Raw genomic sequence first — 12563 nt, forward strand, 5'->3', positions numbered from 1 at the left:
GGGCTACGCTTCCGCCAGCGCCGGGGCAACCCGCTCCTCTTCTCCGCCGATCCAGGTCGCGGCGACCTGACCCGCATCGTCGAGCAGCACCAGGTCCGCCGCCTGACCCGGGGCGATGCGACCGTGCGAGTCGCTCAGCCCCATCAGTGCGGCGGGGCTGGCGCTCGCCATTTCCACTGCGGTTGCGAGGGACACGCCGAGCATCGAGACGGCGTTACGCACCGCCGCCGCCATATCGAGATGCGATCCGGCGAGCGTGCCGTCATCGCTGCGGCAGGCGCCGTCCTTGACGATGATGTGGCGGCCCTGGAGCATGAAGTCGCCCGCATCCGAGCCGACCGAGGGCATCGCGTCGGTGACCAGCATGAAGCCGCTGGCGGGCTTGCAGCGCAGCGCGAGGCGCAGCGTGGCCGGGCTGACATGATGGCCGTCGACGATCAGCCCGCAGACCAGCTCGTCCGAATCGAGCGAGGCGCCGACCATGCCGGGCTCGCGCGAGCCGAGCGGCGACATTGCGTTGAACAGATGGGTGACGCCGCGCATCCCCGCCGCGACTGCCGCCTTGGCCTGGGCATAGCGCGCATTGGTATGCCCCGCCGCGACCACCACGCCGGCGGCGACGAGCTGCTCTATATCGGCGATCGCGACGCGTTCGGGGGCGAGCGTCACCAAAGTGCGGCCGCGCCTGAGGCCGGTCAGCGCCGCGATACCCTCGGCATCGAGCGGGCGGATCTTGTCGGCGGAATGGATGCCCTTGCGGTCGACGTTGAGGAACGGGCCCTCGATATGGATGCCGAGCACGCCGGGAATGCCGGCTTCGATCGCGGCATCGACGGCGATCACTGCGCGGCGAATCACGTCGAGATCGTCGCTGATCAGCGTCGGCAGGAAGCCGGTGGTACCGAAGCGGCGATGCGCGGCGCCGATCGCGGCGATGCCGGCGACGGTCGGCTCGTCGTTGAACAGCACGCCGCCGCCGCCATTCACCTGGGTATCGATGAAGCCGGGGACGAGCGTGCCGGGCAGGCGCTGTTGCGCGGCGCCTGCGGGGAGCGAATCGGCCGAAGCAATGCCGGCGATGCGGCCGCCATCGATCAGCACGGCGACGCCGGGTTGCAGCGCGCCGTCCACCAGCGCGCGGTCGGGAATCAGCGCCTGCATCAGATCGTCTCGGTCACCTTGGCGAGCGACGGCGGCCGATCGGGATCGAAGCCGCGCGCGATCGAGAGCGCGTTGGCGGCGCGGTAGAAAGCCTGGATCTGCAGGATCGGTTCGATCGCCGGGCCTGCGGCCGGATGCGGCAGATGGATCGCGCCGGGCACCTGGCCGCCGCTCACCAGCACTTCGCCGCCGCGCGCGAGCACGTCCGATACCAGATCGTCGACGCCGTCGGCGGTCGCGTCGTCCTGGCGGAAGACGAGCAGCGGGAAGTCGGGACCGACGAGCGCCATTGGGCCGTGGCGGACTTCCGCGGCACTGAACGCCTCGGCATGGAGCCCGCAGGTCTCCTTGAACTTGAGTGCGGCCTCCTGCGCGATGCCGAAGCCCATGCCCCGGCCAATCACATAGAGTCCGCGCGCGCCGTGCAGCCGCTCGACCAGAGGCGACCAGTCAGCGGCCCAGGCCGCTTCGAGCAGGTCGGGCAGCGCGGCGAGGCCGGTCTTGAGCGCAGCGTCCTCGGCCCATTCGCTGACCAGGTGGAGCTGCGCGGCGAGCGCGGCGATGTACGACTTGGTCGCGGCGACGCTGATCTCGGGCCCTGCCTTGAGCGGCACCAGCGCGTCCGATTCGGTCGCGAGCGGCGAATCCTCGACATTGACCATCGCCACGGTGCGCGCGCCGCTGTCCTTGGCGGCGCGCATCGCCGCGAGGATGTCGGGGCTCTTGCCCGATTGCGAGATGCCGAGCGCGAGCATGTCCGAATAATCGGTCTCGACGCCGTAGACCGATGCGACCGAGGGGGAGACCGAAGTGGTCAGCAGCCCGAGCCGGGTCTCGATCAGATAGCGGCCGAAGGTGGCGGCATGGTCCGAACTGCCGCGCGCGCAGGTCAGCACGCCGCGCGGGCGAGTGGTGCGCAATTGGGCGCCCAATTCGCGTACCACTGCCGCGTTTTGGTCGAGCTGCCGGCGGACGGCGGCGCCGGCCTCGCCTGCCTCGGCGAACATCTTGGTCGATTCAGGGGTCATTGGTTCAGCCCCGCATGTCGAGTTCGGCGACGAAGTCATAGGCGTCGCCGCGATACCAGCTGGTCGTCGCTTCGATCACCCGGCCATCGGCCAGGAAGCCGCGGCGCTCGATATAGAGCACCGGTGCGCCGACTTCGACGCCGAGCAGTGCGGCGCGCTCGGCATCGCACAGCGCGGCGCGCAGCCGCTGGAGCGCGCGGACCGGGCGGTTGCCGGTCGCTTCGAGCGCGGCATAGAGCGACGAATCGACCATATCGAGGCTGGGCAGGCCGAAGCCGGGGATGATCGCGAATTCGAGCGCCATCGGCACGTCGTCGGCATAGCGGATGCGGTGGAAGCGATAGACGGCAGTGCCGGGGCTCAGGCCGAAGGTCAGCGATTCCTCGCCGGTGACGATGCCCGCCTCGCGAATCAGCCACTCGCTGCGCACCGTGCGCCCGCGCGAGGCCATGTCTTCCGAGAAGGAGGAGAGCTTGGCGAACTGCTTCTCGACTCGGCCCGCGACGAAGGTGCCGGCGCCGTGGCGGCGGACCAGCAGGCCTTCGTCGACCAGCTTGTCGATCGCCTTGCGCAGCGTGATTCGCGAAACCGAGAGATCGGCAGCCAGGTCACGCTCGGCGGGGAGCGCTTCGTTGGGCTTGAGCAGGTTGTCCCGCAGCGCTTCGCGCAACGCGGTTTCGAGCTGCCGGTAAAGCGGCCCCCTGCCTGCTCCATCGAGCGGCCTGATCTTTTGCGCCAGCAGTGGCATCGGTTCCCCATAATCGGCCGGCTGTGTGCCGGATGCAACACTAGTACCAATAACATACCACATGTCAGCAAAAAAATTACGCTGGTCTGTAACCTCGGTGTAAGAATCCGTCTTGACGGGCCGCCCACTCTAAGGAATGGTTCGCTTATTGGTATGCGACTGGTCTGCTAGTTGCGCGCCACAACGAATTAAAAATCAGAAGTTCAAGTCATTCTGACCAAGGGGATGAGACATGGGGATCCGGGGATTTCTTATCGGCACGGCCAGTGCCATGGCGCTGCTCAGCGGTGCCGCACATGCACAAGATACTACGCCGCCGGCGGCAGATGACGGCGAGATCGTCGTCACCGGCTTCCGCGCATCGCTTGCCCAGTCGATCGACGCCAAGCGCAAGGCCGATGCGATCATCGACTCGGTCTCGGCCGAAGACGTCGGCAAGTTCCCGAACACCAACGTCGCCGAAGCGCTGACGCTGGTTCCGGGCGTCACCGTCGACCGCCAGTTCGGCCAGGGCGAGAAGGTCTCGATCCTCGGCACCGATCCGGCGCTGAACCGCACGCTGCTGAACGGCCAGACCGTCGCCTCGGCCGACTGGTTCATCCTCGACAATCCGGGCCGCACCTTCAACTACGCGCTGCTCGCGCCGCAGCTCGTCAACCGCGTCGACGTCTACAAGTCGCCCGAGCCGCGCATCGACGAAGGCTCGATCGGCGGCACCGTCAACGTGCTGACCCGCAAGCCGCTCGACCTGAAGCCGCTCGTCGTCGCGGGATCGCTCAGCTATCTCTATGTCGATCGTTCGAAGAAGGGCGACGTCCAGGGCTCGGCGCTGGTCAGCTGGCACAATGACAGCGGCACTTTCGGCGTCCTCGCCTCGTTCCAGCGCGCCAAGGACCAGCTGCGCCGCGATGGCCTCGAAGCCTATGGCACGATTAGCGCGAACTTCTGGAACGGCGCGAACGACGCGAACACCAGCTCGCTCGCCGCACCGGCGACCCCGGTGGCGGGCCGCACCTATACCGGCCTTTGCACCGGCACCTGCGCCACCACGCTGGCGGCGAACCCGAACGCCAAGTTCCCGAACGCATTCGGCACGTCCTATTTTTCGCAGGACCGCGAGCGCCTGACCTATTCGGCGACTGCGCAGTGGAAGCCGGTCGAGGAACTGACGATCACCGCCGACTGGCTGCGCATCGACGCGACCTATGACAATCTCAACCAGTCGATGTACGCCTTCCCGGGCAATGTCTGGAACAGCGCGGGCCGCCTGACCGGGCTGACCGTGCAGGACGGCATCGTCAAGTCGGCGACCTTCAACAACGCGCTCTCGGTGCTCGACGCGCAGTACCGCGTTGCCGAGATGCACTCGCAGACCTTCCACGGCCAGGTCGGCTGGAACGACGTGAACTGGGACCTGAACGTCGAGGGCGGCGTGTCCGACGCGGACGGCGGCACCAAGAAGCAGGTGTTCCTCGAGTTCCTCAACTGGGCGAACTACACCGTCGATATCAGCGGCGCACCGAACAAGCCCGGCTCGATCAGCTACACCACCAACGTGCTCGGCAATCCGGCGGCGTTCGTCACCGATCCGGGCTGGAGCGGCAACCTGGTCGACAAGCCGACCACCGACAAGGAGCGCTATGCACAGGCGGACTTCGGCCTGAAGTTCGACGGTGTCCTGAAGCGCATCCAGCTCGGCTACAAGTACCGCCAGCATGAAACCGGCGAAGTATATGAAGGCGTCGCGCTGGCTGGTGCCAACGGCTTCGCCCAGCCGGCGAGCGCTTTCGACACCCGCACCGTGGCCGGCAATTATCTCTCGGGCTTCGACGGCATCAACGACCAGATGGCCGGCCGCTTCATCATCAACGGCGACTCGATGGTGAACTATGTGCAGGGCCGTCCGAACCTGCCGACTCCGTCCAAGTTCGCCGCGGCTGAGTTCACCGCGGGCAACTGGAACATCAAGGAGCAGATCCACGCCTTCTACGCCCAGGCGAACTTCGACGCCGGCGGCTTCCGCGGCAATTTCGGCGTGCGCTATGTCCATACGTCGACCGACAGCGCGGGCTATGTCTGCAAGCCTGGTGCGCTGTGCTCCACCCAGCCCGACTGGGTGTGGCAGACGACCAAGACCAGCTACGACAACGTCCTGCCGAGCGTGAACATCATCGCCGATGTGAAGAAGGACCTCGTGTTCCGCTTCGCCGCTGCGCAGGTGATCGCCCGCCCGAACTATGCCGACGAGACCAATTATTTCTGGCTCTCCGACCAGATCCTCACCGGCGGCGGCGGCAATCCGGATCTGAAGCCCTACAAGTCGAACAACTTCAACGCGTCGCTCGAATGGTATCTGGCGCCGCGGGCGATCCTGTCGGGTGAAGTGTTCTACAAGGACATCAGCAACTACATCCTGACGCAGACCGCGCCCGAGCAGCACTTCAACACCTCGCAGAACATGGTGACGACCTATCAGATCGCGCGCCCGTTCAATGCCGGCTCGGCCGAGGTGAAGGGCTTTGCCATCGCGTATCAGCAGAGCCTGCCCTTCGGTCTCGGCCTGCTCGCCAACTATACCTACTCCGACGGCAGCGCGAGCACTGGCGCCGACCTGCCCTACAACTCGCGGCACCAGGCCAGCCTGAGCCCGTTCTTCGAGAGCGGCCCGGTGGCGCTGCGCGCAACCTATACCTGGCGCTCGAAGTACTTCACCGGCATCGATCGCGGCGACAAGATGTACGTCCGCGACGCCGCGAATGTGGATGTTTCGGCGACCTGGAACTTTACCAAGGAAGTCGGGCTCACCCTGGCGGGCATGAACCTGACCGACAGCCAATATTACGCTTACGCCAACACGCCGCAGCTGCCGCGCGGCGCGTACAAGAACGGCCGCAAGCTGATGGCGACCGTCAACGTGAACTTCTGATTTCCAACCTGGTGTAGTGCACTGGGGCGGCGGATGGACGAGCGATCGCACCACCCGCCGCCCCTTTTTCTTATCTGCGGCGCATGCCCGATGGGCATGCCGCGATTGCCTGGACCGCGAAGCCGCCTAAGCTCGCGGAATCCAAGCCGGGAGCCCCAAGCGTGATCTCCATCCGTCTCGCCATCCTCGCCGCCGTTGCCGCCCTGGCCACGGCCGTTCCCGCCTCTGCGCAGCAGCTGCCGCGCCTGCTCCCGGTCCCCGCTGAGATGCAGCCCGCCCCGGGCCATTTCGCGCTGACCACGGCGACGCCGGTGCTGGTTCCCGCGGGTGACGCCGGCGCCCGCACCGCCGCAGACCGGCTGGTCGAGTTGCTCAAGCTCTCGCGCGGGCTGACGCTGCGCACCGTCGCCGCTTCGCCGCATCCCGCGATCCGCTTCGTCCGCGCCAACACCGGCAAGGCCGAGAGCTACCGCCTTGAGATCGGCGCGAACGGCGCGACGATCACTGCGGGCGACGATAACGGGCTGCTCTATGGCGCCGTGACCTTCTGGCAGACCGCCACCCAGGCGAGCGGCACCGGCGCGGTGACGATCCCGGGCTTGGCGATCAACGACGCGCCGCGCTTCGGCTGGCGCGGCGTGATGCTCGATGTCGCGCGCAACTTCCGCTCGCCCGCCTATGTTCGCCAGCTGATCGACTGGATGGCGGTCAACAAGCTCAACACGCTCCACTGGCACCTGGTCGACGATCAGGGCTGGCGGATCGAGATCAAGAAATATCCCAGGCTGACCAGCGTTTCGGGCTGGCGCTACCCGGCGGTGGCGCCGGGCGCGCCGAAGCTGCCCAAGATGGGCGGCTTCTACACCCAGGCCGAGATCCGCGAGATCGTCGCCTATGCCGCAAAGCGCGGAATCACTATCGTTCCCGAGATCGAGATGCCCGGTCACGCCTTCGCGGCGATCCGCGCCTATCCCGAGCTCGCCAGCGCGCAGCCGGTGCCGGTGGGGATCGAGAGCGATGCGGGCATCTTCCCATGGCTCTACAATGTCGACGACAAGACCTTCGGCTTCCTTGAGGATGTGCTCGGCGAAGTGATGGAGCTCTTCCCGTCCAAATATATCCATGTCGGCGGGGACGAGGCGACCAAGGACCAGTGGAAGGCCTCGCCGGTCATCCAGGCGAAGATGAAGGCGCTCGGCCTCAAGGACGAGACCGCGCTGCAGGCGTGGTTCATCCACCGTATCGCCACCTATCTGCAGGCGCATAACCGCAAGCTGATCGGCTGGGACGAGATCCTCGAGGGCGATGACGTGCCCGCCGATGCGACGATCACGTCGTGGCGCGGGATCAAGGGCGGGATCGAGGCGGCGAAGAAGGGGCATGACGCGGTGATGAGCCCGTCGCCGATCCTCTATCTCGACAATCGCCAAGGCTGGGGCCCGAACGAGCCGCCGGCGCGCGGCACGCTGATCGATCTCCGCCAAGTCTATGGCTATAATCCGGTCGATCAGATCCCGGCGGAGCAGCAGCATCATGTGCTGGGCGTCCAGGGCAATCTCTGGTCCGAGCGGATGCGCACCGATGCGCGTGCCGCCTGGGCGATGTTCCCGCGCGCCAACGCGATTGCCGAGATCGGCTGGTCGAAGCCGGAGGGGCGCAACTTTGACGAGTTCGTCACGCGCCTCGTGCCGCAGATCAACCGGATGAAGCCGCTGGGGCTCAACGCGGCGACCAGCGCCTTTGAAGTCCATCCCAAGCTCGACTATCGCGCCGGGGCGAAGACCGTGTCGGTCAGCCTCGAGAATCAGTCAGGCCTGCCGATGCGTTACACGACCGACGGCACGCCGGTGACCGCGCGCTCGCCGCTCTATGCGGGGCCGCTGAGCCTCAAATTGCCGACGCGCCTGCGCGCCGCCAGCTTCCTCGAAGCGAGCAGCGCCAGTGCCGCGATCGACCGGATGATCGACGGCCGCGCGGTGCGCACCCGCACCGACGAGGACATCAAGACCTGCGCCGGCAAGGTCGTGCTCGGCATCGAGGATGACTATCCCGCCGAGGGCAAGCGCGCGACCTTCCTCGTCGATATCTTCCAGCCCTGCTGGCAGTGGAATGATGCTCCCACCGGCGGGGTGAAGGCAGTGGCGCTGACCGTCGGGCAGATCCCGTTCAACTTCCAGCTCGGCAAGGACATCGACCATGTGAAGATCCCGCCGGCGGCGACGCCCGCGGGCGAGTTCCGGGTCCATGCCGGCACCTGCACCGGGCCGATCCTGGCGACGCTGCCGCTCGCCGCGGCGGTGGGCAATCCGGGCCTGACCCGGCTGCTCGCGCCGCTGCCGCTGCGGCAGGGCAATGAGAATATCTGCATCGATTATGCCGCCAATGGCGTGAACCCGATGTGGGCGCTGGAATCGGTGGAGCTGGTCCCTTGAACGACGTGATTACGCTGGTCGCTCCGTTTGCGGGCTGGCTGGCGCCGCTGGAAGACGTGCCCGACGCGGTGTTCGCCGAGCGGATGATGGGGGATGGCTTCGCCATCGACCCGGTCGAAGGCGTGCTGCGCGCGCCGGCGGCGGGCGCGGTGATCAACGTGCCCGAGAGCAGGCATGCGGTGACGCTAAGGCTCGACAACGGTGCCGAGCTGCTGCTCCATATCGGGCTGGAGACGGTGGCGCTGGCGGGCCGGGGCTTCGACGCCAGGGTGGCTGCGGGAGACCGGGTCGAGGCGGGCGATGTGCTGATCGCCTTCGACCTCGATGCCATTGCCACGGCGGCCAGGGCTCTGATCACTACAGTCATCATTGCGAGCGAAGGTTACACCCTCGCGCTGGATTCGCTCGCCCGTTCGGTCGCGGCGGGGGCGGTTGTCGGGCGGGTTTCGCGTAGCGGTGCGACGGTTGTGGACGCTTTGGTCTCGGATGTTGGCGCCGAGCGTAAATTGCGGGTCACCGCGGCCAATGGCATCCATGCGCGCCCCGCTGCGCGCATCGTCGCGGCGCTCCGTCCGTTCCTTGCCGAAGTGACGATTCATGCCGCCGATCGTAGCGCCAATGCGCGCAGCACGATTGCGCTGCTGGGGCTGGGCGCGGGCAAGGATGACGAAGTGCGGATCGTCGCGCGGGGCGGCGATGCGCAGGCGGCGGTCGACGCCGTGGCCGACCTGATCCTCGCCAATTTTCATGAGACGGCGCACGCATCCGCGTCCAAACCCGTCGTGAGCAATACGGGACCGGTGCGCGCCGCGCCCGGACTCGCCATCGGCCAGGCCTTTCAGCTGCGCAGCGCCGATCTCGACGTGCCGACCGACGGCAATGGGGTCGCCGCCGAGCAGGCCGGACTGTCCAGAGCACTGGCGGACACCGCCACCAGCCTCGACGGCGCGCACGGTACGGCCGCCGAGATCGCCGAGGCGCACCGCGCGCTGCTCGCCGATCCCGAGCTCGCCGCCACCGCCGCGCGTCATATCGCCGAGGGGCGCAGCGCCGGGTTCGCCTGGCGCGCCGCCACTGCCGAGGCCGCGGCTGCGCTGCGCGCCACCGGCGACGCGCTGCTGATCGAGCGGATCGCCGACCTGACCGATCTCGAACGCCAGGTGATCGGCCGGCTGATCGGGGCGACCGCCCCCGCCGCGCCGGTGCTGCCCAAGGGCGCGATCCTGTTCGGCGAGGATCTGCTGCCCTCGCAGTTCCTCAGCCTCGACACTGCGCGCCTCGCCGGCATCGTCACTGCGCAGGGCGGGCCGACCTCGCATGTCGCGATCCTCGCCGCCTCGGCAGGCGTGCCGATGCTGGTCGCCGCGGGCGACGCCGTGCTGGCGATCGCCGATGGCACGCCGGTGATCCTCGACGCCGACAGGGGCACGCTGAGCGTCGACCCCGACGCCGATGCACTGGCCGAGGCGAGCACGCGGCTTTCCGCGCAGCGCGAACGCCGCGACCGCGAACTGGCCGCTGCGCAACGTTCCGCACACACTGCGGACGGGGTGCGGATCGAAGTCTTCGCCAATCTCGGCTCGGTCGCCGATGCCGCCGCCGCGGTGAGCGCCGGGGCGGAGGGCTGCGGTCTGCTGCGCACCGAATTCCTGTTCCTCGAGCGCGCAACCGCGCCGACCGAGGAGGAGCAGCGCGAGACCTATTCGGCGATCGCCGCCACGCTGGGCGAGCGCCCGCTGATCGTGCGCACGCTCGACATCGGCGGCGACAAGCCGGTGCCGTATCTGCCGATGGACCGCGAGGAGAACCCGGCGCTTGGTCTCCGCGGTGTCCGGCTGACGCTGGCGCGGCCCGACCTGATGCGCATCCAGCTGCGCGCGATCCTGCGCGCAGTGCCCGCGGCGCAGTGCCGGATCATGCTGCCGATGGTCGCCGATCTCGGCGATTACCGGCCCGTGCGAGTTTTGCTGGACGAAGTGTCTGCAGAGCTTGGCGTGACCGGGCGCATCCCGCTCGGCGTGATGATCGAGACGCCGGCCGCGGCGATGCTCGCAGGACAGATCGCGCAGGAAGCCGACTTCCTGTCGATCGGCACCAACGATTTGACCCAGTACACACTGGCCGCCGATCGCGGGAATGCGAGCGTGTCGTCACGGATCGATGCGATGCACCCGGCGGTGCTGCGGCTCGTCCGTGAAGTCGGCAAGGGTGCTGCCGAGGCTGGCCGCTGGGCCGGCATGTGCGGCGGGCTTGCGTCCGATCCGCTCGCCGCGCCGATCCTGATCGGGCTGGGCATCACCGAGCTTTCGGCGACGCCCGCGCAGGTGCCCGGCGTCAAGGCCGCGGTCGCGCGGTTCGACATGGCGGCGTGCAAGGCGCTCGCCGAACGCGCCTGCGACGCCCAATCCGCGGCCGAAGTCCGCGCTCTAGCCATGGAAGCGCACGCATGAGCTTCAGTCCCTCCGCCCTGCTCTCCAAGGCGCAGCCGCTCGGCCGTGCGCTGATGCTGCCGATCGCAGTGCTGCCGATCGCGGCACTGCTGCTCCGCCTCGGCCAGGCCGACATGCTCGACATCCCGTTCATCGCGGCGGCGGGCGATGCGATCTTCTCGAATCTCGGCCTGTTGTTCGCGGCGGGCGTCGCGGTGGGGCTCGCCAAGGAGAATCACGGCGCGGCGTCGCTCGCCGGCGTGGTGACCTATCTGGTCGCGACCGAGGGCGCCAAGGTGCTGCTGCACTTGCCGCCCGACCTCGTCTCGGCGACCACGCTCGAGCAGGCGGCATATCGCGCCAAGGAAATCTCGAAGCTCAGCGTGCCGGTGGGCATCAGCGCGGGCATCGTCGCGGGGATGCTCTATAATCGCTTCCACGCGATCAAGCTGCCCGACTATCTCTCCTTCTTCGGCGGGCGGCGCTTCGTGCCGATCGTCTCGGGGCTGGCGGGTCTCGTCTTCGCCGCGGCCTTCGGGCTCGGCTTTCCGTGGATCGAGACCGGGATCGATGCGCTCAGCCGCTGGGTGCTCGGCGCCGGGCCGCTCGGGCTGTTTCTCTACGGGCTGCTCAACCGGCTGCTGCTGATCACCGGGCTGCACCACATCATCAACAATATCGCCTGGTTCCTGCTCGGCGACTTCCACGGCGCGACCGGCGACATCAAGCGCTTCTTCGCGGGCGACCCGACGGCGGGATCGTTCATGGCCGGCTTCTTCCCGGTGATGATGTTCGGCCTGCCCGCGGCGTGCCTGGCGATGTACCGCAATGCGCTGCCCGAGCGGCGCAAGGCCGTCGGCGGCCTGTTGTTGTCGCTGGCGCTGACCTCGCTGCTCACCGGCGTGACCGAGCCGATCGAGTTCAGCTTCATCTTCCTCGCACCGGTGCTCTATCTGATCCATGCGGTGCTCACCGGCCTGGCGATGGTCGTGATGGACCTGCTCGGCGTGAAGCTCGGCTTCGGCTTCTCGGCTGGGCTGTTCGACTATGTGCTGAACTACGGGCTGGCGACCAAGCCGCTGCTGCTGGTGCCCGTCGGGCTGGCCTATGCCGCGATCTATTACTTCACCTTCAGCTGGTGCATCCGCAGGTTCAACCTGAAGACGCCGGGGCGCGAGCCGATTGAGGAAGGTGCTTCGGCCGAGGTTGAGGCCGGTGACCGCGGCACGGCGATTGCGCTGGCGCTGGGCGGGGCGGCGAATGTCCGCTCGGTCGATGCCTGTACGACGCGGCTGCGGCTGGTGCTGGTCGACAATCTCAAGGCCGACGAGGCGCGATTGAAGGCGCTCGGCGCGCGCGGCGTGATCAAGCTGCAGGGCGGCGGGTTGCAGGTGGTGCTGGGGCCGATCGCCGACCAGGTGGCGGCGGAAGTGCGTGTCGCAGTGGGCGCGGGGGCTGCGGCGCCGGTGGCTGCGGTGGTTGCAGCGGCGCCGATGGCGGGCGGCGATACCGGTGCGATCCGGGCGGCGCTTGGGGCGGCCAAGGTGCGCGGGGTTGCTGCCAATGCGACGCGGGTGCTGATCGATGTCGAGGATCCGGCGGCGGTGGATCTGGCGGCGTTTGGCGGGGCGGTGCGTACGGCGAGTGTGTCGGGGAACCGGCTGCATCTGATCGTGGGTGCGGGGGCCGAAGCGCTGGGGGCGCAGTTGAAGGCCGAACTGCTGGGCTAGCGCCTTCTTCTCCCTCTCCCCTCCGGGGAGAGGGTTGGGGAGAGGGGGCTGTCGAGGGTGTATCGCGCTGCCCCTCTCCCGGCTTCGGCTTCGCCTCGCCACCCTCTCC

At 67.9% G+C, this 12563-nt stretch carries 7 protein-coding genes; 4 read left to right on the plus strand and 3 right to left on the minus strand.

Annotated features, from left to right (window positions below; genetic code table 11):
* Positions 1-3: 3 nt before the first annotated feature.
* The 3 genes from nagA to HZY97_RS16600 are packed head-to-tail and all read right to left on the minus strand — an operon-like array spanning position 4 to position 2937.
* Positions 4-1164 (minus strand): N-acetylglucosamine-6-phosphate deacetylase, encoded by a 1161-nt coding sequence (nagA, locus tag HZY97_RS16590; RefSeq protein WP_373684430.1) that lies wholly within the window; start codon positions 1162-1164, stop codon positions 4-6.
* Entirely contained in the window at positions 1161-2189 is a 1029-nt protein-coding gene (locus tag HZY97_RS16595) for an SIS domain-containing protein (RefSeq protein ID WP_218943125.1), read from the minus strand. The genes nagA and HZY97_RS16595 overlap by 4 nt, the downstream gene beginning before the upstream one ends.
* A gap of 4 nt (positions 2190-2193) precedes the next feature.
* Positions 2194-2937 (minus strand): GntR family transcriptional regulator, encoded by a 744-nt coding sequence (locus tag HZY97_RS16600; RefSeq protein WP_180146304.1) that lies wholly within the window; start codon positions 2935-2937, stop codon positions 2194-2196.
* Between the two features lie 232 nt (positions 2938-3169).
* Between HZY97_RS16600 and HZY97_RS16605 the strand changes: the two genes are divergently transcribed.
* From HZY97_RS16605 to nagE, 4 genes are all read left to right on the plus strand, one after another.
* On the plus strand, positions 3170-5863 hold the full coding sequence (locus tag HZY97_RS16605; protein ID WP_180146307.1) for a TonB-dependent receptor: 2694 nt from the start codon (positions 3170-3172) through the stop codon (positions 5861-5863).
* A 161-nt stretch (positions 5864-6024) separates the two neighbouring features.
* On the plus strand, positions 6025-8295 hold the full coding sequence (locus tag HZY97_RS16610) for a beta-N-acetylhexosaminidase (RefSeq protein WP_373684403.1): 2271 nt from the start codon (positions 6025-6027) through the stop codon (positions 8293-8295).
* Between the two features lie 5 nt (positions 8296-8300).
* Positions 8301-10745, plus strand: a complete 2445-nt coding sequence (gene ptsP, locus HZY97_RS16615) for a phosphoenolpyruvate--protein phosphotransferase (protein WP_180147459.1) — start codon at positions 8301-8303, stop codon at positions 10743-10745.
* Positions 10742-12454 carry an N-acetylglucosamine-specific PTS transporter subunit IIBC gene (gene nagE / locus HZY97_RS16620; RefSeq protein WP_180146313.1) on the plus strand — a complete coding sequence of 571 codons (1713 nt, stop codon included), beginning with the start codon at positions 10742-10744 and terminating at the stop codon, positions 12452-12454. The genes ptsP and nagE overlap by 4 nt, the downstream gene beginning before the upstream one ends.
* The last annotated feature ends 109 nt before the right edge of the window (positions 12455-12563 follow it).

The organism is Sphingomonas sp. R-74633 (assembly GCF_013416555.1).
Lineage (GTDB): Bacteria > Pseudomonadota > Alphaproteobacteria > Sphingomonadales > Sphingomonadaceae > Sphingomonas.